The 24,200-nt window shown below is 60.0% G+C and carries 20 protein-coding genes and 1 tRNA gene; 11 read left to right on the top strand and 10 right to left on the bottom strand.

Annotation, left to right across the window (positions count from 1 at the left end):
- Positions 1–91: 91 nt before the first annotated feature.
- Positions 92–1,807 carry a hypothetical protein gene (locus Q1B27_RS01505; protein ID WP_299842572.1) on the bottom strand — a complete coding sequence of 572 codons (1,716 nt, stop codon included), beginning with the start codon at positions 1,805–1,807 and terminating at the stop codon, positions 92–94.
- A 135-nt stretch (positions 1,808–1,942) separates the two neighbouring features.
- Entirely contained in the window at positions 1,943–4,372 is a 2,430-nt protein-coding gene (locus tag Q1B27_RS01500) for an FAD-dependent oxidoreductase (protein WP_299842569.1), read from the bottom strand.
- Between the two features lie 276 nt (positions 4,373–4,648).
- Between Q1B27_RS01500 and Q1B27_RS01495 the strand changes: the two genes are divergently transcribed.
- Both Q1B27_RS01495 and Q1B27_RS01490 read left to right on the top strand, forming a co-directional pair.
- Positions 4,649–7,057, top strand: coding sequence for an FAD-dependent oxidoreductase (locus Q1B27_RS01495; RefSeq protein WP_299842566.1), 2,409 nt, complete (start codon positions 4,649–4,651; stop codon positions 7,055–7,057).
- Positions 7,057–7,683 (top strand): nucleotidyltransferase family protein, encoded by a 627-nt coding sequence (locus Q1B27_RS01490; protein WP_299842563.1) that lies wholly within the window; start codon positions 7,057–7,059, stop codon positions 7,681–7,683. The genes Q1B27_RS01495 and Q1B27_RS01490 overlap by 1 nt, the downstream gene beginning before the upstream one ends.
- 88 nt (positions 7,684–7,771) lie before the next feature.
- Here Q1B27_RS01490 and Q1B27_RS01485 read toward each other — a convergent pair whose 3' ends face one another.
- Together Q1B27_RS01485 and Q1B27_RS01480 are read right to left on the bottom strand one after the other, a co-directional pair.
- On the bottom strand, positions 7,772–10,432 hold the full coding sequence (locus Q1B27_RS01485; protein ID WP_299842560.1) for an Ig-like domain-containing protein: 2,661 nt from the start codon (positions 10,430–10,432) through the stop codon (positions 7,772–7,774).
- A 690-nt stretch (positions 10,433–11,122) separates the two neighbouring features.
- A tRNA-Leu gene (locus Q1B27_RS01480) sits at positions 11,123–11,208 on the bottom strand.
- Positions 11,209–11,349: 141 nt separating this feature from the next.
- On the opposite strand from Q1B27_RS01480, the gene Q1B27_RS01475 reads away from it, so the two are divergent.
- Both Q1B27_RS01475 and Q1B27_RS01470 read left to right on the top strand, forming a co-directional pair.
- Positions 11,350–11,928 carry a YqaA family protein gene (locus Q1B27_RS01475; RefSeq protein ID WP_299842556.1) on the top strand — a complete coding sequence of 193 codons (579 nt, stop codon included), beginning with the start codon at positions 11,350–11,352 and terminating at the stop codon, positions 11,926–11,928.
- A 2-nt stretch (positions 11,929–11,930) separates the two neighbouring features.
- Positions 11,931–12,401, top strand: coding sequence for a disulfide bond formation protein B (locus Q1B27_RS01470; RefSeq protein ID WP_299842553.1), 471 nt, complete (start codon positions 11,931–11,933; stop codon positions 12,399–12,401).
- Positions 12,402–12,515: 114 nt separating this feature from the next.
- Here the strand turns inward: Q1B27_RS01470 and lysM are convergent, their stop codons facing one another.
- Entirely contained in the window at positions 12,516–12,944 is a 429-nt protein-coding gene (gene lysM, locus Q1B27_RS01465) for a peptidoglycan-binding protein LysM (RefSeq protein ID WP_299842549.1), read from the bottom strand.
- A gap of 99 nt (positions 12,945–13,043) precedes the next feature.
- A complete protein-coding gene (locus tag Q1B27_RS01460) occupies positions 13,044–13,472 on the bottom strand; it encodes an Lrp/AsnC family transcriptional regulator (RefSeq protein ID WP_299842546.1) in 429 nt (142 codons plus the stop codon).
- A 116-nt stretch (positions 13,473–13,588) separates the two neighbouring features.
- On the opposite strand from Q1B27_RS01460, the gene rocF reads away from it, so the two are divergent.
- From rocF to nhaC, 4 genes are all read left to right on the top strand, one after another.
- On the top strand, positions 13,589–14,518 hold the full coding sequence (gene rocF / locus Q1B27_RS01455; protein ID WP_299842542.1) for an arginase: 930 nt from the start codon (positions 13,589–13,591) through the stop codon (positions 14,516–14,518).
- Positions 14,515–15,447, top strand: coding sequence for a citrulline utilization hydrolase CtlX (gene ctlX, locus Q1B27_RS01450; RefSeq protein WP_299842539.1), 933 nt, complete (start codon positions 14,515–14,517; stop codon positions 15,445–15,447). Before rocF ends, ctlX begins: the two co-directional genes overlap by 4 nt.
- A 1-nt stretch (position 15,448) precedes the next feature.
- On the top strand, positions 15,449–16,501 hold the full coding sequence (locus Q1B27_RS01445; protein WP_299842536.1) for an ornithine cyclodeaminase: 1,053 nt from the start codon (positions 15,449–15,451) through the stop codon (positions 16,499–16,501).
- Between the two features lie 130 nt (positions 16,502–16,631).
- The gene (gene nhaC, locus Q1B27_RS01440) at positions 16,632–18,071 is read left to right on the top strand and encodes a Na+/H+ antiporter NhaC (RefSeq protein ID WP_299842532.1); all 1,440 of its coding nucleotides are present in this window, start codon (positions 16,632–16,634) and stop codon (positions 18,069–18,071) included.
- Between the two features lie 153 nt (positions 18,072–18,224).
- Here nhaC and Q1B27_RS01435 read toward each other — a convergent pair whose 3' ends face one another.
- Complete coding sequence (locus Q1B27_RS01435) at positions 18,225–18,479, bottom strand: EF-hand domain-containing protein (RefSeq protein WP_299842529.1); 255 nt, start codon at positions 18,477–18,479, stop codon at positions 18,225–18,227.
- Between the two features lie 261 nt (positions 18,480–18,740).
- Between Q1B27_RS01435 and Q1B27_RS01430 the strand changes: the two genes are divergently transcribed.
- Positions 18,741–19,244, top strand: coding sequence for an RNA polymerase sigma factor (locus Q1B27_RS01430; protein WP_299842526.1), 504 nt, complete (start codon positions 18,741–18,743; stop codon positions 19,242–19,244).
- A gap of 71 nt (positions 19,245–19,315) precedes the next feature.
- Entirely contained in the window at positions 19,316–19,945 is a 630-nt protein-coding gene (locus tag Q1B27_RS01425) for an FkbM family methyltransferase (RefSeq protein WP_299844819.1), read from the top strand.
- Between the two features lie 248 nt (positions 19,946–20,193).
- Here Q1B27_RS01425 and Q1B27_RS01420 read toward each other — a convergent pair whose 3' ends face one another.
- From Q1B27_RS01420 to Q1B27_RS01410, 3 genes are all read right to left on the bottom strand, one after another.
- Positions 20,194–20,580, bottom strand: coding sequence for a hypothetical protein (locus Q1B27_RS01420; protein WP_299842523.1), 387 nt, complete (start codon positions 20,578–20,580; stop codon positions 20,194–20,196).
- 115 nt (positions 20,581–20,695) lie between these two features.
- Positions 20,696–21,139: a hypothetical protein gene (locus tag Q1B27_RS01415; protein ID WP_299842520.1), complete on the bottom strand. Its 444-nt coding sequence runs from the start codon at positions 21,137–21,139 to the stop codon at positions 20,696–20,698.
- A gap of 463 nt (positions 21,140–21,602) precedes the next feature.
- Positions 21,603–22,496, bottom strand: coding sequence for a LysR family transcriptional regulator (locus tag Q1B27_RS01410; protein ID WP_299842517.1), 894 nt, complete (start codon positions 22,494–22,496; stop codon positions 21,603–21,605).
- Between the two features lie 94 nt (positions 22,497–22,590).
- Between Q1B27_RS01410 and Q1B27_RS01405 the strand changes: the two genes are divergently transcribed.
- Entirely contained in the window at positions 22,591–24,192 is a 1,602-nt protein-coding gene (locus Q1B27_RS01405) for an aspartate dehydrogenase (RefSeq protein WP_299842514.1), read from the top strand.
- Positions 24,193–24,200: the final 8 nt, after the last annotated feature.

Genomic DNA, 24,200 nt, shown 5'->3' with positions numbered 1-24,200 from the left:
GCCCCCGCCCTTACATGTCGCATAACATCCGCTGGCGTAAGGGACCATGATTTTTCCAACCTGGAATGCAGGGCGGCCCACGCGCTGTCTGTCAGCCATCGGCCCGATGCAGCACAACCTGTTGAAACGGGATTTCCCAGCCATGTTCGGTGGCCAGCACGACCAGCACACGGGCCAGTTCACGCTCGATCTCCTCGAAGCGGGGGGCGGCGGAACCGGTGACATCAACCTCGACCTCGTAGTCGATCGACGAGGCCCCCGCGCGCAGAAGTTCAACCTCGACCGCGCGCAGGTTGCCCTCGTCCAGAAAGGCCCGCATGTGTTCCTCGACCCCGGCCTGCATGGTCTTGGGGATTGTCGTTGCGGCCTGGGCCTGATGGCGGTAGCTGATGCCGAATTCGACCTCGACGCGAAAGCCAAGCGACAGGTTTTCGGGTGTCTGGGACAGGTAATCGGCGGTCTGGTAGGTGACGCGCGCGCCGCCCAGCAGGTGCAGCACGACCATTTCGGGCGTTTGTGCCATGACCTGACCGGCATTGCCATCGGCCAGCCGCACCCAGTCGCCCTTCATGGACGGAAACCAGGATTCGTTTTCCGCCGCGGGCCGCGAATGCAGGCCGACAAGTTCGCGCACCGGCAGGGTGAATTCACCACCATCAAGCGCCGGGTTGACCAGATCGGTGTAGAAGCTGAGCTTGTCCACACGGAACGGCACGCCGTTGAACAGCACGCGCTCATCCTCTTGCACCGCGCCGAAATTGAGCAGCACGGTGACCTGTTCCATCAGGCTGGGCAGCATGCGGATCGTCACCCAGATCAGGCCAAAGGTCAGCAAGGTCGCAAGCCCCAGCAGCAGCCAGTCGTTGCGCAGGTTGAACACGATGATCATCGCGACAAAGCTGCCCAGAACGGTGAAAGCGGTGAACAGCAGGTTGGTCAGGCGCGCGGCAAATGTTCGGGGCCGCCCGGTCAGGCCGGTGATCCGCATCGCCACCCAGCGCAGCAATCGGCAGGTGCCCAGAAAACCGGCAAAGGCGGCAAGGCCCAGCGCGATGCTGAGGCCGCGATCCCGGAAAAACTCGCTCATCGCGGAGTTCACGTTGCGCTTTTTGGTGGCCCGCTCCGAGGAGAGATCGACCAGTTGCTGGGTCAGCGCGGCATATTGGGAGCGGTTGATCTCGATGCGTTCCTGCCAAAGCTCAAGTTGCTGGTTGAGGACTTTCAGCACCGCCTCGTCGCTGGCTTCGGCAATTGCGGCCATGCTGTTTTCGACTGCCAGTTCCGCATCCGACAGGCGGTTTTCGGTGGCTGCCAGCGCGCGGCGGGTGCGTTCGATCTGGCGGGCGTTTTCCGTTGCCCCCTTGAGGCCTGAAACGAAAGGCTCCAGCAGTGCCTCGAATTCGCTGCGCAGGTCGAAATCCTGGCCCTCAACATCAAGATAGGCCTGTTCCGACACGCCGGTGACGACGATCGAGATCTGGTCGCGGACACGGTCGGTTTCGGCCTGGAGCGCCTCGAATTCTTCGGTCAGGGCCGTTTTTTCCGCCTCGGATGCGGTTTCGATCCGGGCCGATAGCTCCTCGGCATTGGCTTCGAGCGTTGCCAGGCTTTCAAGCAGCGGCTCCAGCGTGACGACGGTTGTTTTTGCCCGGGCGACAAGTTCTTCGGCGGCGGCGTCTTCGGCGGCGGCCTGTTCAGACGCCTCCTGCGCGTGGGGCTGCCGCGGGGTGGCAACAAGCGTCAGGGTCGTGATCATCAGCAAGAGGATCAGACCCCTGCCCGCAATACGCAAAAATTCCCGTGTCACACCCAGGATCCCCGTCACTTTGTCCCATACATCGGCAGGCCCGCAGCGCGGCCCGCTCAGATTCAGGATAAAGACAGCAGATCACCCGGCGTGCAAGTCATAAGACGCCGGGTGTGGTGTGCGTGGGATGGCCGGTCAGGCGCGGAGTTTTTCGCCCTTGGGATCAAACGGCGGCTCGGTCAGGATGCGCGCCTTGTGGGGCTGACCCAGCACCATCACCTCGACCTCGTCACCCGGTTCGGCGGTGCCGGTGCGGACATATCCAAGTGCCAGCGACATGCCAACGGTGTAGCCATAGGTGCCCGAGGTGACGCGACCGATGCCCTTGCCATCCTTGAAGATCGGCTCGCCGCCCGTCGCATCGGCATTCGAGGCCTTCGTGGCCTCTTCGTCGATGTGGATGAGCACGAGGTTTTCGCGGGTCGGTTTGGCAAGCGCCTTTTCGGCGGCGGATTTGTTGAGGAAATCCTTGTCCATCTTGCACAGCATCTCGAGCCCGACCTCGTGGGGGAAATATTCGGGGCTGTATTCGCGGCTCCAGGAGCCATAGCCCTTTTCGACCCGCATCGACATCAGCGCACGCGCGCCAACGGGGCCAGCGCCGAAATCCTTGCCCGCCTCGATCAGCGCCTCGTAAAGCCGTTTCTGATCCTCGGTGGCGCAGTGCAGTTCCCAGCCCAGATCACCGGTGAAGCTGACGCGCAGTGCCAGGCATTTGACACCGGCCAGTTCGATCTGCTGCGAGCGCATGAAGGGGAAATCCTCGGTCGCGAGCGAGGTGTTGGTCAGGCGTTGCAGCAATTCGCGCGACTTGGGACCGGCGACGTTGAAGCCGCACATCGCCTCGGTGTAGCTTTCGAATGTGGTGCCTTCGGGCAGCGGAACGGCATCGAAGAAGCGCTTGTGATACCGCTCGGCCATGCCCGACGAGACGATCCAGAATTCATCTTCGGCCACGCGGGTGACGGTGGCGTCACCGGCGATGCCACCGCGCACGCCGATCAGCGGCGTCAGGCACGAGCGGCCAATGCCCTTGGGCATCCGGTTCGCAAAAACCGAATTCAGCCAGTCCGAGGCATCCGGCCCCTTGCAGCGGTATTTGGCAAAATTCGAGATGTCGATGATGCCCGCACGGTCACGCAGCATCTTGCACTCTTCGCCCACGGGTCCCCACCAGTTCTGGCGGGTGAAACCGTTGGTGTCCTTCGCGCCCGCCTCTCCGGCGAACCATTGCGGGTGTTCCCAGCCGTAGTTGAGGCCGAATACGCCGCCCATGTCCTTTTGCATTTCGTAAACCGGACGGGTTTTCAGCGGACGACCGGCGGTGCGTTCCTCGTTAGGGTAGTGAATGGCAAAACGGTGGCCGTACTGGTCCTGCACCTTGGCCTTGACGAATTCCTTGTTGTTGGCCCAAAGGCCGAAACGGGCAATGTCCCAGGGGAACATGTCATATTCCATCTCGCCCGTGGTCAGCCATTGCGCCACCATCAGGCCCATGCCTGCCGATTGGCTGAAGCCGGGAATGATGCCGCCGCAGACGAAGTAGTTCTTCAGCTCCGGCACAGGGCCGAGGATCACGTTACTGTCGGGTGACCAGATCATCGGGCCGTTGATCACGCGTTTGACGCCCGCTTCGGCAGCGACGGGCACACGGTCCATCGCGCGCATGACGTTATCCATGATCCGGTCCAGATCATCGGCGAAAAGATCATGGGCGAAATCAAGCGGCGTGCCGTTTTCGGCCCAGAACTTCATCTCCTGCTCATAGGCGCCGATCAGCAGGCCTTTGCCCTCTTGCCGCAGATAGTATTCGCCATCACGGTCGGCGACGGAGGGCAGACGGCGGTCCATCGCGTCAATCTCGTCGATGGTTTCGGTCACGAAATACTGGTGTTCGGTCGGTTGCAGGGGCAGTTCGATCCCCGCAAGTGCCGCAACTTCACGGCCCCAGAGGCCCGCCGCGTTGATCACCCATTCGGTTTCGATATTGCCTTTCGGGGTTTCGACCGTCCAGGTGCCGTCGGGTTTCTGGATGGTGCCGGTGACGGGGGTGAACCGGTAAATCTCGGCGCCGCGCTGACGCGCACCGACCGCGTAGGCATTAGTCACGCCCGACGGGTCGACATTGCCGCCATCGGGTTCCCACATGATGCAGCGGATGCCGTCGAAATTGACCAGCGGGTGTAATTCTTCGGCCTTGTCGCGGGTGATCTCGCTGAAGTTCATATTGTAAAGCTTGGCCTTCGCGGCCTGCAGTTTAAGCTGATGTTCGCGCGCCTCGGTCTGCGCCAGATAAAGCGATCCGGGCTGAAAAACGCCGCAGGACTGGCCGGTTTCTTCCTCGAGCGAGTTATAGAGGTTCATCGTGTAATGCTGGAGGCGGCTGATATTAGCGCTGTCATGCAGCCCGTGGATATTGGCCGCCGCGTGCCAGGTCGACCCTGAGGTCAGCTCGTCCCGTTCCAGCAGGACAACATCGGTCCAGCCCAGTTTGGTGAGGTGGTAGAGGATCGAGCATCCGATGACGCCGCCGCCGATGACTACTGCCTGTGCATGGGTTTTCATGGTTCATCCCTTGTTGTCCGTTGGGCCAGAGTGCCGATTCTGCAAACGGCACGGTTGCCCTTTCGCGACAAGCTTAGCCATCGAGTCAGAAAAACGGTTAAGGAATGCGTCAGGTTCTGTCGGATTTCGGTCATCAGGTACAAAATTGGTGATTTTGGTACAGATGCGGACCTTTCGCAGTATGCCGTTACCCACATACGACGCGGCTTGTCGTTTTCTGGCGGGCCGATATTGTGACTGCGGGCGAGGCTGACAAAAACTTGGGGGAGAGGTCTCATGCAAACCACGACAAGAGTGGCAGTGATCGGCGGCGGCGTTGTCGGCTGTAGCGTTCTTTATCACCTGACCAAGCTGGGCTGGTCGGATGTGATGCTGATTGAACGGTCCGAGCTGACCAGCGGCAGTACATGGCACGCGGCGGGCGGGTTTCACACGCTGAACGGCGATACCAACATGGCGGCGCTACAGGGCTATACGATCAAGCTGTATAAAGAGCTGGAAGAGATCACCGGCATGTCCTGCGGGCTGCACCATGTGGGCGGTGTGACACTGGCGGATAACAAGGACCGGTTCGACATGCTGTTGGCCGAGCGTGCCAAGCATCGCTACATGGGCCTGGAGACCGAGATCGTGGGCCCCGAAGACATTCGCAAGATCGCACCGATTACCAATACCGATGGCATCCTGGGCGCGCTTTACGACCCGCTTGATGGGCATCTGGACCCGTCGGGCACCACGCATGCCTATGCCAAGGCCGCGCGGATGGGCGGGGCCACCATCGAAACCCAGTGCAAGGTGATCGAAACCAATGCGCGCGATGACGGCACCTGGGATGTGGTGACCGAACAGGGCACGATCCACGCCGAACACATCGTCAATGCCGGCGGCCTCTGGGCGCGTGAGGTGGGGGCGATGGCCGGGGTCTACCTGCCGCTGCACCCGATGGAACACCAATATATCGTCACCGACGAGGTGCCCGAGATCGTCGACCGCGACGAGGAGCACCCGCATGTGATGGACCCGGCGGGCGAAAGCTATCTGCGGCAGGAAGGGCGCGGGCTTTGTATCGGGTTTTACGAACAGCCCTGCAAACCCTGGGCCGTCGATGGCACGCCTTGGGATTTCGGCCATGAACTCTTGCCTGACGATCTGGACAAGATCGAGGACAGTATCGAATTCGCCTATCGCCGCTTTCCGGCGCTGGAACGCGCGGGCGTGAAATCGGTCATTCACGGGCCGTTCACCTTTGCCCCCGATGGCAACCCGCTGATCGGGCCGGTGCCGGGGATGCGCAATTACTGGTCGGCCTGTGGTGTCATGGCCGGGTTCAGCCAGGGCGGCGGTGTCGGCCTGATGCTGGCGCAGTGGATGGTCGAGGGGGAATGCGAGCGTGACGTGACGGCGATGGATGTGGCGCGTTATGGCGACTGGATCACGCCCGGCTACACGCGCCCCAAGGTGATCGAAAACTATCAGAAACGCTTCTCGGTCGCTTACCCGAACGAGGAACTGCCCGCCGCGCGTCCGTTCCGCCAGACGCCGATGTATGACGTCTTTGACCGCATGGGCGCGGTCTGGGGGCAGCAATACGGGCTGGAGGTGGTCAATTACTTCGCCGAAGGTGACGAGCCGCGCTATGAAACCCCGTCTTTCCGCCGCTCGAACGCGTTCGAGGCCACGGCGCGCGAGGTTAAGGCCGTGCGCGAGGCCGTGGGCATCAACGAGGTGCATAATTTCGGCAAATATCTGGTCACGGGCCGCAATGCCCGGATCTGGCTGGACCGGATCATGGCGGGGCGTCTACCCAAGCCGGGGCGGATCAGCCTGTCACCGATGCTCAGCCACAAGGGGCGGATGATTGGCGATTTCACCATCTCGTGCCTGAGCAACGAGGCGTTTCAGCTAACCGCCTCCTATGGCGCGCAGGCCAATCACATGCGTTGGTTCGAGGCCAATGAGGTCAAGGGTGTGATCGTCGAGAACATCAGCGACCGGCTGAACGGGTTCCAGATTGCGGGGCCCAAGGCGCGCGAGGTGCTGCTGGCCTGCACGCGGGATGATCTGGGCGACATGCGATTCATGGATCTGCGCCATGCCACCGTGGGCATGGTCGATTGCCTGATCCAGCGGGTCAGCTATACCGGCGATCTGGGCTACGAGATCTACTGCGATCCGATGGCACAGCGCAGCCTGTGGGACACGCTGTGGGCGGCGGGCCAGCCGCATGGCATGCGCCCGTTTGGCATGCGGGCGATGATGTCACTGAGGCTTGATAAATTCTTCGGCTCGTGGCTGAATGAGTTTTCACCCGATTACACGCCCGGAGAGACCGGCATGGACCGTTTTACCAGTTTCGACAAAAATTTCGAGTTTATCGGCCGGGAGGCGGCGAAAGCGGAACGCGATGCCGGGGCGGCGCGCAAGCTTTGTGCGTTTGAGGTCGATGCGTTGGATGCGGATGTGGCCGCCTATGAGCCCATCTGGATCGACGGCACGGTCGAAGGGTTCTGCACCTCGGGCGGGTATTCGCATTATGCGGGCAAGTCGATTGCCCTGGGCCTGATCCCGGCCGCCAAGGCGCAGGATGGCCTGAATGTTGACATCGAAATCCTGGGCGAGATGCGCCCGGCGCGACTGATCACCCAGCCGCTTTTTGATGCGGATGGCGCGCGGATGCGGGGCTGATGCTGATCCTGATCCCCGCGGCGGGGGCCTCTTCCCGGATGCGGGGGCGCGACAAGCTGCTGGAGTTGATTGACTACCAGCCTTTGCTGGCACGTCAGGTTTCGATCGCGCTTCGGGCGGAGGCGAATGTCGTGGTGGCGCTGCCGCCGGACCGGCCCGACCGTACCGCAATTGTCGAGGGCATGGTGGCCGACAGGCTGGACATGCTGATGGTCGATGACGCGGATGAGGGGATGAGCGCATCCATCCGGGCGGCGGTATGCTTTGCCACCAAGCGCGGCGCGAAGGGCATGATGATCCTGCCCGCCGACATGCCCGAGATCGAGGTCGATGATCTGATCCGGATGACTCATGCCTTTGACGGCAGCAATGTGGTGCGGGCAACGGATATGAACGGGCAGGCCGGACATCCGGTGATTTTCCCCGCGCGGCTGTTTCGCGCCTTAAGCGGGCTGGGCGGCGATCAGGGCGCACGGGTCGTGATGGTGGGCGAGAAGGTGGATACGGTCCCCCTGCCCGGCCTGCGCGCCACGACCGATCTGGACACGCCCGAGGACTGGGACGCCTGGCGCCTGCGCACTGGGCGGCAGCGACCGAGCTGGAAACGAAACAATCCCGGCCTCTGACCGGGATTGTCCCTTTTGAAATCGGCGCATCCCCCCCAGGGTCCGATCCCTCGGTCCGCCTGAATACAGGCCGACCGGCTGCATTTCGTTATTTGACCAGAAGCCGCGCCTCGTGCCGTTTGAGTGATTTGCGGGCGGCCTGATAGGCGTGCAGACCCGCCTGATGGCGCAATTCCGGGAAGAGATCGTAAATCTCGTCGCGCTGATCGTCGCTCATCCCGTCCAATACCTGATCACCGGGCTGGAAGCTTTCGGTCCAAGAGCCGTTCGACAGAACGACTTCGTGCTGGTCGAACATGAAGTGGATATAGGTCGTGCCACTTGTCGTGACCTCATCCACACCGTCCATGCCGGTCAGATGTTTGGCCGCGGCAAGCACTTCGCGCTCTTCGAAATAAAGCGCCGTCTTGTCGTTGTTCACCAATATCCGGTGCTGCGGGCTGACCAGAAGATCGCGCTCTGGCAGCCCCAGACCAAGAGAGCCCGCCCGGACGAGGATCGGTTTCAGATGCGGGGCCTGCTGCAACTCGGCACCCGACAGGCTGCGTTTGCCGATCCAGCGAATTTCCTGCAAGCCGTTGTCGCGGGTGATGACCCGGTCACCGACGGACAGGTTCTGCACCAGTTGTTCACCGCGCGGCGTTGCAATTACCGTGTTCGGCGTAAAACAGGGGATGACATTTTCGATATTGGCGAATTGCATCGTGCCGGTGACATCGCCACCCGCATCCAGAAACTCGACAAAGCCATCTTCCTGATCCGGCGAGGTGTAGGTGACGCGCAGACCGCCGCCTGGGTTTTCGGACTGGGCCGAGCCGGTCAGATCGAGCGTGTCAAAGTCAACGCCGGTTTCATTGCCATCGACAACATCGCCCGCGGTGATACCGGTAAAGGTGTCCTGATCGGCCCCGCCCAGCAGGTCGTCAGCGCCCCGGCCCCCGGTGATCGTATCGTCGCCCGCACCACCGATCAGCGTATCCGCCCCCCGGTTGCCGGCAAGCTCGTCCGCGCCGACACCCCCGAAGATCAGATCGTCGCCGCCGCCGCCACGGACATCATCATCGCCGTCACCCGCCAGCACGGTATCATCACCGCGCCCGGCACGAACGATGTCGTCATTGGGGCCTTCACCCGGCAGGATCTCATCCATCGCGTCGATGCGATCGCCTTCGGGATCGCCGGTATAGGCAATGTCGATCAGATCGTCGCCAGTGGTGCCATCGACAATGCCATCGCGCAGATCGGGCCCAACACTTACGGTGACGGTCGCCGTGTCGGTGCCGCCCTGCCCATCGCTGATCGTGTAGCTGAACGTGTCGTCGCCGGTGAACCCGGCATCGGGCGTATAGCTGATCGAGCCGTCGGGGTTGATCGTGGTGGTGCCATTGGCCCCATCATCGGCGGCGGTGACCGTCAGTGGATCACCATCCGCATCGCTGTCATTGCCCAGAACGTCGATCACGACATCGGCCTGAAAGCCGGTTGTCGCGCTGTCATCATTGGCCTCGGGCGGGTCATTGACCGGCCCGACCGTCACGGTCACGGTGGCGGTATCAAACCCGTCCGACCCGTCATTGATCGTATAGCTGAACGTATCGACCCCGTTGAAATCCGGATCGGGCGTATAGGTGATGGTGCCATCAGGGTTGATCGAGGTGGTGCCATTGGCGCCATCGGTCGTCTCGATCACCGTCAGCGGGTCGCCATCGACATCGGTATCATTGGCCAGAACGTCGATCACGATATCGGTGTCCTCGTCCCCCGACGCGGTATCCGGGTTGGCCTCGGGGTCATCATTGACCGGCGCTACCGTGACGGTCACCGTGGCCGTATCGGTGCCCCCGTCGCCATCGCTGATCGTGTAGCTGAACGTATCTTCACCGTTGAAATCCGGGTCGGGCGTGTAGGTGATGGTGCCGTCTGGGTTGATCGAGGTGGTCCCGTTGGCCCCATCGGACGCCTCGGTCACGCTGAGCGGATCGCCATCGGGGTCGCTGTCATTGCCCAGCACGTCGATGATGATCGCGGTATCCTCGTCACCCGAAGCCGCGTCATTTTCGGCCTCTGGTGCGAGGCCACCGCCAGTGGCGATATCGGTGTTGTAGACCGCGACATAATCAATCGAGCCGTCGAAATGGTTGCCATATCGGCCGTCATCAACCTCGCGCGCGCCGAAGGTCCAGCTTTCGTCGTCATCGTCGGTGACATCCATTGTCAGGCCGGGGTTATCGGCCGTGACCGTGACATCGGTATTCTGGGTCAGGTTGCTGACCTCAAAGGTCAGCCCACCTTCGGGTGACCAGGAATAGCTGGCCTTGACGGTATCACCTTCGTCGAAAAAGCCCGGGCCGGTTGTCAGGTTCGCGGTGAGGCCATTGTCGGCATGCCAGACCTGCACCGCGCCATCGCGGGTGACGCTGATCTCGAACCAGCCTTCCTTGTTGTAATCCGCCTGTTCGCCGCGGTTGACGATGGTATCGGGGGACGATCCGATATGATTGTCCTGGGTGAATTCAACCGCGATCGTGCCCTGGGCCAGGTTGAAGGGCGCGTCATTGCCGCCGTTCACCTCGAACATGCCGCAGCCACCGGTATGAAGCGCCTCGTCCGAGATCGAGGCATCCCCCTGGAGGTGACCGTTCTGGGCAACACCGTCAGCCAGGCCGGTATCTTCCTTCGGGCCGGTATTCAGAAAATCCCACAGCCCGATCAAATTGGCCGAAAACGGATCATCGAAATTATTCGACATCATCTTCTCCTACGCTGCGGCTGGCCGGTGCCGAATGGCCAGACCACAGAAACCATTTACCTGTACCCGATCCTGAGAACCCGGGACCGGGCATACTGCGCGCACCTCATGTGCTGGTCGGGAGATGATCCACCGTCCGACGATGGAAAGGATCGCGCGAAAACATGTCGCAATCCGGTGCGCATCACGCAGTGCCAAACATGGCCAAGCGCGCGCACCTCTCCCGCATCTTTGATGATGCGCGTTTTGTGCGGTCGCCCCCGTGACCTACAAACATCGCCCCCCAGTTGGGCAGACCAGTTGTAGCAAACGGGTGTTTTCAAAAAAGCGAAAAATGTCGGAAAATTGTCAGCAACGTTTCGTGGTGGCGCGAATTCGTTAATATTCATAAGCACTTCTAGACAACCCTGAGCTTACCCCACGTAATCCCCATACGGATAGAATTTGATTCAAACAAGTATTTTTCGCGCATTTTTTCAGAAATTTGCAACCTAGGGGTTATTTGGCATCGCGACCCTGAAACAGCCGGAGAGGCCGGTAACCATGCCGACACTTTTTCGTCACATTGCCGAAACGCATTTTCGCAAACCCGATCCAATACCCATGATCGCGCCGAACCATTGCAGATATGGAAACAAACAAACGGCGCCCGCCGAATCGACGGACCGTTCATTCACGGATGCGGAAAGCTGGTACCCAAGGCCGGACTCGAACCGGCACGCCCGTTAAGGCGGGGGATTTTGAATCCCCTGCGTCTACCATTCCGCCACTTGGGCACGCGGATAGCTCTACCCAAGAGCCGCGGCGGCGTCCAGTACCGTTCGACGGTTTTTTGGGGTCTCAGAAAGTCAGCGGGGTTGACCCGCCCTGCCCTGCATGGTCTGAGGCGGCATGACGCTGCGAAAAGACCCCGCCCCATGATCCGACGCCTTTATGACTGGACCATTCGCATGGCCGATCACCCGCGCGCGCTGTGGGTGCTGGCAGTTGTGGCCTTCGTCGAAAGCTCGGTCTTTCCGATCCCGCCCGATGTGCTGATGATCCCGATGATCTTGGCGCGGCCCAGCCGGGCCTGGCTGGTGGCGGCGGTGGCCATGATCGCGTCGGTCGTGGGCGGCCTGCTGGGATATGCGATCGGCGCCTTGGCCTATGAACAGATCGGCCAACCCATACTCGAGACACTGGGCAAGGCCGATGCGATGGGGGAATTCAACACCCGGTTCAACGATTTCGGCTTCTGGGCGGTGCTGACGGCAGGTATCACGCCCTTCCCGTATAAGGTAATCACCATCATGTCGGGATGGACCGGCATGCCGCTGTCGACCTTCATCATCACCTCGCTCATTGCCCGTGGCTTGCGGTTTTTCCTGGTTGCAGGGTTGCTGTGGAAATTCGGCTCACCCATTCGTGATTTCATCGAAAAGCGGTTGGGCTTGATGACCGTGCTGTTTGTGGTTTTGCTGTTCGGTGGGTTTTATATGGTAAGGCTTCTCTAGGCATGACGACGCGGCAATGGTGGATCATGATGGCGGCGGGCGGATCGGCCCTGTTGCTGATCGGGGCGTTCGCGTTTCAACATCTGGGCGGTATGGCGCCCTGCAAGCTGTGTATCTGGCAGCGCTGGCCGCATGTGATTGCCATCGCTCTCGGCGTGATCGCCCTGATGCTGCCGGGCCGCGTGTTGCCCCTGGCCGGCGCATTGGCCGCGCTGGGGACGGCGGGCATCGGGTTTTATCACACCGGCGTTGAACGCGGATGGTGGGAGGGACCGACATCCTGCACCTCCTCGGGCGTATCGGGTGTGTCGACTGATGATCTTTTCGATCAGATCATGGCGGCCCCGCTGATCCGCTGCGACGAGGTGCCGTGGGACATGCTGGGCCTGTCGATGGCCAGTTGGAACGGGCTGATTTCGCTGCTTCTGGTGTTCTTCTGGCTGAAAGCGGTTCGGGCACCGACTGCGGCCTAGATTTCTGGAACCACAGTATGATTGATCGCCACGACGGGGCGGCAATCTACCCTTTGCCGAAACGGCATCGGCGCGAAAAAAGAGCGCCACCGGGGCGCTCTCTCGATCTTTCTATCAGGCCGCGCCGTCCTGCGGGATGCGCAACACCTGGCCCGGGTAAATCTTGTCCGGGTGGATCAGCATCGGGCGATTGGCCTCGAAAATCTCGTTATAGCGGTTGGCGCTGCCCAGGGTCTTCTTGGCAATCGCCGACAGGGTGTCGCCGCTTTCGACCGTGTGAAAAACCGTGCCCGCACCGTCGCCATCATCCTCGACCGCGGCAACACCGGCCACATTACCCACGGCCAGCATGACCTTTTCGCGCACTTCCTGGCTGACGCCCATGCCCGCCACCTTGACCTTGTCACCCTCGACCGAGATATCCAGTCCCTCGGTGCTGAGACCCAGATCGGCAATCTCTCTTTCAAGCACTTCTGCCGACGGCTCTTCGTCGCCGCCAAACAGTTTCTTGCCCGAATCCTTCATAAAGCTCCACAATCCCATCGTCGCATCCTTTCTTGTTTCGATCCTCGGAACATGCGGGCGCAAGGGCCAATTGGTTAGTGGGAAATTTGCGCCGGTTGGCTCATTTATGAGGGCCGCCTAGGCCGAGGATTTGCGGGTATTGAGCAGCAGGCTGGTTTCCGAATGGGCAATACCGTCTAGCCGCCGGATATGGGCCAGGTTGCGGTCCAGCTCTTCCAGCGTGTCGGTGCCGATCTCGACGATCACGTCCCAGCGCCCGTTGGTGGTGTGAATGGCGCGTACCGTGCTCATCCCCGAAAGCTGGCGCAGGATGCGTTCGGTCCCGCGCCCCTCAATCCCCAGCATCATCAGTCCGCGCACCGGATCGCGCGCCACATCGCCCTTGAGCACGACGGTAAAGCCCACGATTTCCCCCGAACGGCGTAGGCGTTCGATCCGCCCGCGGATGGTTGTCCGCGAGACCCCCAGCGACGCGGCCAGATCAGAAAGCGAGGCCCGCGCATCGTGGCGCAGGGCCGATATCAGACGGCGGTCGGTGTCGTCCATTTCGCAACCTTTCAATTCCGTTTCGGCAAAACATGGCCCAATTAGTGCAAAATATAGGGTTCATTTCAACCCATTTCGGCACAATTATGCTGGAAATCCAGAAAAGCGAGGCCAAGATGACCCAAAAAACCTGTATCCTGATTGGTGCCCCCGTAGACAGTGGCAAGAAACGCCAAGGCTGCGTGATGGGGCCGGATTCCTACCGTGTTGCTGGCATTGCCGAGGCACTGGCCGACCTGGGCCATTCGGTTGTGGATATGGGCAACCTGAGCCCGGTCGAAGTCGACGCCCCCAAGGAAGCCCCGAAACACCTGATCAAACCGGCGGAAACCATTGGCTGGACGATGACGCTGCGCGATGCGGCACAGGACGCGATGAAAAACGGCCTTCCGATCTTTCTGGGGGGCGATCACAGCCTGTCGCTGGGGTCGGTCACCGGGGTGGCCAACCATGCCGCCCATGTCGGACGCCCGCAATTCGTGCTGTGGCTGGATGCGCATAGCGATTATCACACCCCCTATTCAACCGCCTCGGGCAACCTGCATGGCACGCCCGTGGGCTACCTGGCGGGCCTCGACGGGTTTGACGGTTTCCCCGAAGTGCAGAACCCGGTGCCGCAGGATCAGATCTGCCTTCTGGGCCTGCGCTCGGTCGATGGGCCGGAGCGCGAGAAGCTGCAAGCCACCAATATTCATTGCCACGACATGCGCGCGATTGACGAAACCGGCATTGCCCGGCCACTTTCAGGCTTCCTTGATCTGGTGGCCAAGGCGGGCGGCGATCTGCACGTCTCGCTTGATGTGGATTTCCTTGATCCCAGCTTTGCGCCCGCCGTCGGTACCACCGTGCCTGGGGGTGCCACCATGCGCGAGGCGCATCTGGCGATGGAAATCATCTGCGACAGCGGGCTGATGACCTCGCTTGACCTGGTTGAGCTGAACCCTTTCCTGGACGAGCGCGGGCGCACCGCACAGGTGATGGTGGATCTGGCGGCGTCGGCCCTTGGCCGCCGCGTCTTCGACCGTCCGACACGGGCGTTTTCATGAGCGTTCAGGCACCATCAAGCGTTGTGATGATCCGGCCCAACCGGTTTCATCCCAACCCCGAAACCGCGGGCGACAACCGGTTCCAGTCGGTCCCCGACCTGACGGCGGATGAGGTCGCGGCACGGGCACAGGGCGAGTTCGACGGGGCCGTCGCCAGCCTGCGCAACGCCGGTGTCGAAGTGCATGTGTTTCAGGACGCGGCCGAGGATACACCGGATTCGATCTTTCCCAATAACTGGTTTTCCACCCATTCGGGCGGCCATGTGGCGATCTACCCGATGTATGCGGAAAGCCGGCGACGCGAACGCCGCTGGGATGTGATCGAGATGCTCAAACGCGATTACCGCGTGGCCGAGGTGACGGATTATTCGGGGCTTGAGCCGGACGGGCTGTCGCTGGAAGGCACCGGCGCGATGGTACTGGACCACATCGGGCGGCTGGCCTTCGTGGCGCGGTCGCACCGGGCCGATCCGATCCTGCTGGAACGGTTCTGCACGCGCTTCGGCTATGAACCCATCGTGTTTGACGCGGTCGATGACAGCGGCACGCCGGTCTACCATACCAATGTCCTCATGGCGATTGGCACCGAGGTGGCGATGGTCGGGCTTGATATGGTGCCGGATGACGAACGCCGCGCCACGATCCGCGAGCGGCTGGAAGAAACCCGCCGCGAGGTCATCGCGCTCAGCCAATACCAGATCGCCGAATTCGCCGGGAACGCGATTGAACTGGAAACCCCCGACGGGCTCATCCTGGCCCTTTCGGCGCGGGCATTGGCGGCGCTGGACGCCGATCAGATCGCCACTCTGGAAAAATCCGTGCGGCTGGTGCCTTTGGACCTGCCCACCATTGAAAGCGCTGGCGGCTCGGCCCGCTGCATGATTGCGGGTCTGCATCTGGCCCGCCGCCCCCAATCAAGGAGTAACTGACATGAACAATCTTGCCCCCTCCGACAAGGCGCTGGTGCCCTTCGTTTCCGTCGACAACATGATGAAGCTGGTGCATCACATCGGGGTCGAACCCATGCTGATCGGTCTGGCCGATTACATCGAGGCCGATTTCAAACGCTGGGAACTCTTCGACAAGACCCCGCGCGTGGCCTCGCATTCCGAAGAAGGCGTGATCGAATTGATGCCAACCTCCGACGGCGAAGTCTATGGCTTCAAATATGTCAACGGCCACCCAAAGAACATGAAGGAAGGCCTGCAAACCGTTACGGCATTTGGACTTTTGGCAAATGTGGGCAACGGCTATCCGGTGCTTCTGAGCGAGATGACCGTGCTGACAGCGCTGCGTACCGCAGCGACCTCGGCCATGGTTGCCAAACATCTTGCGCCCAAGGGTGCGACCACGATGGCGATGATCGGCAATGGCGCGCAATCGGAATTCCAGAGCCTTGCCATGAAAGCGATCTGCGGCGTGGACACCGTACGCCTTTATGACGTTGACCCGGCCGCCACGGAAAAAGCCGCGCGGAACCTGGAAGGCTGGGGCATGAATGTCGTGGCCTGCAAGACCGCCGAAGACAGCATGGAAGGCGCGCAGATCATCACCACCTGCACCGCCGACAAGCAATATGCCACGATCCTGACCGACAACATGATCGGCGCGGGCGTGCATATCAACGCCATCGGCGGCGACTGCCCTGGCAAGACCGAACTGCACAAGGACATCCTTTCCCGTTCCGACGTGTTCGTGGAATACCCGCCGCAAACCCGGATCGAAGGCGAGATTCAGCAGATGGCCGATGATTTCCCCGTCACCGAGATGTGGGAAGTGATCAATGGCACCGCCAAGGGCCGCACCAGCGACCGGCAGATCACGCTGTTCGACTCGGTCGGCTTTGCGATCGAGGATTTCAGCGCCCTGCGGTTCGTGCGTGACCGGATCAAGGGGACCGAGCGTTTCATCGAGCTTGACCTGCTGGCCGATCCCGACGATCCGCGCGACCTTTTCGGTATGCTGCAACGCGCAGCATCCTGATTCCAAAAAACTAACAGGCCGGGACAAAACCCGGCTATTCTACCTGAACGCGAAAGCAGTGTTCGGGACCCGTACCTTTGTGCCCAGTGATTATTCGGCATTTTAGCCAACAAAAATAAAGGAGAGGACAATGAAGACTGACATTCCTGCCGGTGCGCGTGCACCGACGATGATCGAGGCCCTGATCTCGCTTTTCTCGCTTGTTGCGGGCATCAGCGTATCAATCGTGGTCTACGGGCTTGATCCGCATATCCCGATGCTTCTGGGCGTGGTCGTGGCCAGCCTTGTGGCGTTGCGCTGTGGGTTCAGCTGGCAAAACGTTCAGAACGGAATGGTGCGCGGCATCAACAACGCCCTGCCCGCCATGATCATCCTGATCATCGTGGGCGTGCTGATCGGCGTATGGATTCTGGCGGGCGTGGTGCCGACGCTGATCTATTACGGGCTGCAATTGCTGTCACCGTCGATCTTTCTGCCTGCCGCCGTAGTGATCTGTGCGATCACCTCGCTGGCCACCGGTACAAGCTGGGGCACCACTGGCACCATCGGCGTGGCGCTGATGGGCATCGGGGGCGGCCTGGGCATTCCCTTGCCGCTGGTCGCAGGGGCGGTGCTCTCGGGTGCTTACTTTGGCGATAAAATGTCGCCGCTCTCGGACACCACCAACATGGCCCCGGCCATGGCGGGCACGGATTTGTTCACGCATATCAAGCACATGTCCTACACCACCGGCGTCAGCATTACCCTGACCCTGATCATCGAGATCGTGATCAGCATGTCCTATGGCGGCGGCGAGGGTGAGGTTGAGCGGGTACAAACCATGCTCAATACGCTCAACGAGAATTTCACCATCAACCCGGTGCTTCTGTTGCCGCCAGTGCTGGTTCTGGTCGTCAGTTTCAAGAAAATGCCGGCCATTCCCGGCATCACCCTTGGCGTGTTGGCCGGGGCGCTCTGCGCGGTTGGCCTGCAAGGCGCCAATTACGAGACCCTGCTGGACGTGTCCTTCAACGGCTTCACCGCGGAGACCGGTATCGAGGATGTGGACAGCCTGCTCAGCCGTGGTGGCATGAACTCGATGCTGTATACGATCAGCCTTGTTATCGTCGCGATGATGTTTGGCGGCGTGATGGAGCGGACCAATCAGCTCAAGGCGATTGCCGACCGCATTCTGGCGGCGGCAAAGTCACAAGGCTCACTGATCGTGTCGACCGTGCTGACGTCGATCGGGGCGAACCTGATCCTGTGCGACCAGTATATGGCCATCGTGATGGGCGCGCGCACCTATGCGCAAGCCTACCGCGATCGTGGTCTGGCGCCCGAAAACCTGAGCCGTGCCGTCGAGGATTCAGCAACGGTAACGGCGAACCTCGTGCCCTGGAACTCGGGCGGGGCCTATCAGGCGGCGACCCTGGGCGTGGCCACGCTGGCTTACCTGCCCTTCGCCTTCTTCTGCTGGCTGTCACCGCTGGTGACGATCCTGTTCGGCATCACCGGCTGGACGATCTATCCGCTTGCCGAGGAAGATACCGAAGAAGACAAGGCCGACACGCAAGAACAGGCGGTCTGAGCCTGAAAAACCGCCGCCCCCGACCGGTGTCGAGGGCGGCGTGATATGCGACCTAGCGGTCTACGCAGTGCGGGAGGGATGCGCATGGTCGCGATATTCCCCCGGATCCGCTATCTGGGGAACGGTGGACCCGGGGGAGCGTGACAGCTTGTTTCAGCCGTCACTTGGCGTCGGGATCAGGCCTTTCTCCTGTCCCATAATCATTTCGGCATCGTCGAGTGCGCCGTCATTGTTGGTATCGACCTCGGCAAACACTTCGGCGGTGATGTCGGGATAAACGGCCTGAACCTCATCAACGGTCATCAGCCCGTCGCCGTTTGCATCCACCTCGATCGCCTTTTCGCCCATGGCAATGGCGGAATTGGCCAGAACGCCCAGCCCGAGCAGGATTACGATAAACTTGGTCATTTAATGTCTCCTTGGACAAGTTTGCGACGGGGCGCGCGTTTCGCGACCCTTGTGTATGAAGACGTCAAATGCCGGGTTTGCGTCCGGTCTGAAAGCCATCATCCTGCCCCCGCGCGGCAGAGCGCCTATCGCATAGGTTGCAACAGGCAGAAGCCCGCCCAAAAAGGCGCACCTGTTGCAATCGGCGGAATCTCCCCATTTGAAAACAAGGGTTTGAGGGCGCAGGTTATGCATCAGTTTGATCCATAAGGAGATGCTGACATGCCCTGCCCGACCAAATTGCCCGATGCCCTTGTCGCGTTGATGCCGCAAATGGCCAGCCTGGCGCGGCATCTGACGGGAAACCGCGATCAGGCGCAGGATCTGTGCCAGGAGGTCCTGCTGAAACTCTGGACACGCCTGCAAGAGGATCACGATATCGAAGACCTGCGCGCCTATGCCATGACCGCGCTGCGAAACCAGTACCGACAATGGCTGCGCGATCAGGTGCCGGGGGCCGAGCTGAACGAGGTGGATGAACCGACCGCACCGGATGTTTTTGCCACGCTGGCGGTGCATGAACTTGAGGTCGCGATCACCAAGCTGCCCGATCCGCAGGCACAGCTGATGCAGCTGGTCGCGTCGGGTGAAACCAGCCCCCTGTCGCTGGCAAAAATCACCGGCCTGCCCCTGGGTACGGTGATGTCCCGACTGGCGCGGGCACGGGCCAAATTGCGCATCAAGGTCGGGCTTGGCACAAATGCACCAACCGCAGATCTGCTCTGAGGCGGGCTTGCGCGCGCGGGCGGCTCTGCTTAGAGATGTAGGTAGTAAATTTTAAGGACTAACCTTTGGACGTGCTGAAGAATTGGCGGGATCGTCGCCAGCATCCCTGGAAAGACGGTTATTATGACGCCCTGCGGCTGTGGCGCGGCGAACGGGGCCATACGCTGCTTTACGATTACATGAGCGTGCCCGTGGGCGGCACCGTGTTCGATTTCGGCGGCGGCAAGGGCGAATGGGCCGATATCGTGCTGATCCAGCAACCCGATTGCACCATTCACCTGTTTGAACCGCACCCCCGCAAGGCCGCCGACCTGCGCGACAAGTATCGTCAGGATGACCGGGTCAAGGTCTATGACTACGCGCTTGGCTCGGCCGAGGGAAAACTGCCCCTGCCCGAGGAATCCATCAGTGGCGTCGAAGCGACGGTCGATGTCGTGTCGGTGAAACGCTATTTCGACACGTTCGATTTCCCGCATATCGACCTGGTCAAATTCAACATCGGCGGCGCGGAATACGATCTGCTGCCAGCGCTGATGCGGGCTGGCATTCTAAAGCGCATCCAGCGGATGCAGGTTCAGTTCCACCTTAAGGGTGAAAGCCAGATCGCCGACCGCGAAGACATCCGCGCCGCAATGCAGGCCAGCCACGACTGCGCCTGGTGCTACCCGTTCATCTGGGAAGAATGGCAACTACGCGAGTGACCGCATGAGCCAGACCGGAACGACGGCTTTGAGCCCAAAGTGTTGAATGCAGCGCAGTGCACAAATGTCCGCTTCCGTTGCCAGACCAAAAACGGCTAAAATAAAACAACGCTTTGCCTAGGGTTTGTGGCACCTGATTTATTGCAATCTCAGTGCCAGGCTTCTTACGGCCTGTGCCGCTTTCTATCATTTGTGTTGTTGTCGAAATAATCATTATAGGTGCGAACCGCGCGAGCCCCAGCATCACCTTATCGCTCGTAATTCAAGCCACCTTTTTCAAGTAATACATCTGTATTGGCTAGAATTATGTCTATCTCCACATCGGTTATGTCTAACTGGGCTTGATCATTGATGAAAAGAACTGTCCGCTCTCTTTCACCTTGATATATGTATGCTGCGTAGCCTGTTCTTTCTGAGAGAAGCTCGGCCAGAGCCCGCACTCTGAAGCCACCGCCAGCACCACACAGAGCAGAGGCTCCATACCCTTCGACACCGACGAGTATGACAAAACCACCCTTCGACGCGTCCCGTGCGTCATGGATAGAGCGCTGTTCATACTCGCAAGCATATACTTGTCCGCTCCAGACCAGCGGTACCAATGCAGCTACTCCAACCCGAACTATCAACAAACTCACTCTATTTCTCCTTAGCACGATAAGCACTGTTGAACGCTAAACACCAAGCTTGCGAATGATCTATGCATACCCCGCCCCTCGGCACTCCATTCGCCTGCGCACGCGATCCTCTTGTTCAAGTCGTCGACATGGATTTCTGGATGGGGTTGGCTTCTTCCACTACAACAAAAACCTGAATTTCGACTTTTGAACTCGCGTCGCGCTTCCACTCTTGGTGCTGGAACTCATCATCGATCAATTTAGCCGACGTAAAGTTAGACGAAAGCTCGGATGGATCAACCTTCATCGCGATTGGACCGAGCAGAGCGCCAAACGCTGTTTTAAGAACTGTCCCCGGAAGACTTTGCATTGCGACCGCGCCAAGTGTGAAACGCCGCGATGGTGGCGGGTCTTCTTTATGAAGCCAAGAACCACAGAAATCATTGAGCCCGGTTGTGGGTTGCGACTTCTCAGCTTCCGGAGGATTCAGTTGGCATTTGGCTTCTCTGGGGTTGTCGTTGGCATTTTGCCGAACAGCGGACCAAAAATAGCAATTATGGCAATGTCTAAGCTCTGGCATAGCGTTCACTTGTATGATTACGGCTGAACAAACCCCTCTATTGAGACTTTATGCTCATAGCCTGGCAAGCCAATATTAACTCGAAATTTGTCCGCTACCAAGGAGATTAATCCGAAAGGGTGACAGGGCCGTACATGAGTGCGGAATTATGTTTTTCATAAGTACTCTCCTTCCAGCACGACATGTGGCCATCCCAGAGTCGAGATATGCGACGGAAGCACCGACCGACGAGCAAAAAGATTTGACCAATTCTTGTACTGTTTCTGACAACAGAAAAAACGACCGCTAGTTAAAAGCAAAGCGAGAAGCCGACTTTGGCGCAGCCGCAGCGAAATGGCGCTTTGTCCCGCATACCGGCCATGGCTGGTTGGAGCCTTTCTTGTCCACTGGTGCGCGTTTATCCAATGACGGCTTTTTGCCTCTTCGCGATCGCCACCACTGTCGCGAGGAAGGTTCGAAGCGCTCAGTCCCCGCCACCGTCTTTGCGGTGAAAACGGGAGAGGTAATCGAAGAACGCGCGGACTTTGGTCAGGTGGGAAACGCTGTCGCCGGGCAGCGCACAAATCGCCCGTTTTCCCTTGCCTGAATACTCTGACAGTAGAGGCACAAGATCGCCGTTTTCCAGATCCTGGCGCACAAGGAAAGAGGCCAGGCGCGCGATACCCCGGGCGTCGCGGGCGGCTCGATGGATCGTATCCCCAAACCCGATCAGGCATGGCGACACAAGAATATCCATCACTTCATCCTGGGCATGAAAGCGCCAGCGCCGCTGCACTTTGCCCGCGATATCAAGAACAAGGCAGCGATGTTCACTTAAATCTGCGGGCGTCTGCGGGGTTCCATGCGCCTCCAGGTATGCCGGGGCGGCACACAGAACCCACGGATTTTCTTCGAGAATGTGGCAGTTCTGACCAACCGGAGTGTCGACCGATGAGATCAATATGTCCGCTTGCCCACCATCTGCCGTGCCTTCGGATATCAGCCAGGGAACGATGCGGGGATATGCCGTTTGAAAGCCGTTGAGTATCGGAAGAAAACCGCGTGTGGCATAGGCGGCGATGATCTTGATTTTAAGAATACCGGCCAACTCGGCGTCGGGCGATCCGACCTCGGCTTCGGCCCGCGCCATATCCTCGATCAGCTTGGTGCAATGGATCAAGAATGCCTCGCCCTTGTCGGTGAGTGTCAGGCGTCGCGTGGTGCGGGTGATCAGGCGTTGACCGATCCGGTCCTCAAGCCGTGTCAGACGGCGGCTCAGACCCGAGGGCGTTTTGCCAAGCATCTCGGCCGCATTGGCAAAACTGCCCGCATCAACGATGGCCTTGAATAGGTGATAATCGGTCTGGTTCATATCCATTCATGAATCTTTCTTCGTAATATTACTACTTATTCTGGTATTTTTTATCATGAATTTCTGACTTAACCTGCCTCAAACCAACGGGACATGCAGGATGCCGCATTTCAATTCCAAACACGGGCCTATCGCCTTTACCGATAGCAAGGCTGGTCCGCCGCTATTCCTGATCCCCGGTCTTGGCGGGCAATCTGCCTTTTGGGCCGGGGCGGCGGCTATCTTGCACCAGCACTTTCGGGTGATCTCTTTTGATTACCCGGGCAGCGGCGGCTCTGCCGGGGTCAATGGGCGGTTGGCACTGGAAGATATTGCCGATCTGGCCTTTGCGCTGCTGGATCATCTCGACGTGGATCAGGCAGATGTGATCGGGCAGTCCATGGGCGGGGCTGTTGCACAGATCATGGCCCTGCGCTGCCCGGCCCGCATCGGCAAGCTGGTCCTTAGCTCAACCTGGGTGGCGCCAGATAAGGCGTTTGAACGCGGATTTGCCCTCAGACGGCAGATATTGGCCGAGTTGGGGCTGGCAGCCTATGCCAAGGCCCAGGTCCTGGCCGTGATGAGCGCCGCACAAATCGCCGACAACCCCGAGCAAGCCAGCGCCTGGGAACAGATGACCCTTGAGAAAAGCGATACGGCGGTGCTATTGACCCGGATTGATGCGCTTTTGGCGTTCGACAATGCAGGGTATGCACCGCAGATCACGCAGCCGACGCTGGTGTTCGCGACACAGGATGATCAGGTTGTCCCTGTTCATATGTCGAAACGACTGGCCCGGCTGATCCCGGATGCAAGGTTACAGATAAAGCCTGCAGGCGGGCATTTTCTGCCCATGACCAACCCGAAAACCTATTTGGAACAGGTTTTGCCCTTTCTCTGCGACGCCTCTGCGCCCTTGACCGCGGTATCGGTAGTGTTGATCGGCTGTGGCGCGATTGGTGAGCATATCATTGACGCCGTTCAGCACATCGAGGGGGTGGATGTCAGGGCTGTGCTGGTACGCCCGGAACGCGTCCACCATTATGCCGCACATCTTTCCCCCGATATCGTGGTGGCCTCGGATATGTCACAACTCGGCGGCGTCCAGCTGAACTATGCCATCGAATGTGCCGGTCATGACGGTCTGCGCGATTTCGGCCCTGATGTGCTGCGCCACGGTCTTGACCTTGGGGTTCTGTCCGCGGGGGCGATGACCAATGACGATACGGTGCGTGCATTGGAAATTGCAGCGCAGGATGGTAACACCCGCATAGAAATCCTGTCCGGTGCTCTTGCAGGGGTCGATGCGTTGCGGGCCCTGTCAGATGGCGGTCTTGAGACAGTTCACATCACCAGCCGCAAACCACCCAAGGCATGGCTGGGCAGCGCGGCTGAAAACGTGACTGATCTTGAGGGTTGCACCGCGCCCGTCACGCTATTTTCCGGCACCGCAAGAGAGGCCGCGCAGCTCTACCCAAAGAACGCCAATGTCTGTGCCATCGTGGCGCAGAACGGCCTTGGGCCCGATAGCACCCGGGTCACCTTGATCGCTGACCCGGACATCACCCGGAATTCCCACGAATTGGCGGTCAGCGGCAGATTTGGCTCCTTCACCAGCCATTTGCAGAGCATCCCGCTGCCGGAGAATCCGCGCACATCGGCGGTGGCGGCCCTGTCGGCGGTGGCCGCGATCAGGGCCCGGCGCGCGGGAAAGATAAAATGAAGGGGACG

The organism is uncultured Roseovarius sp. (assembly GCF_947489715.1).
GTDB lineage: Bacteria > Pseudomonadota > Alphaproteobacteria > Rhodobacterales > Rhodobacteraceae > Roseovarius.
The sequence above is the reverse complement of the archived record's forward strand: the minus strand, read 5'-3'. Positions and strand labels throughout refer to the sequence as shown.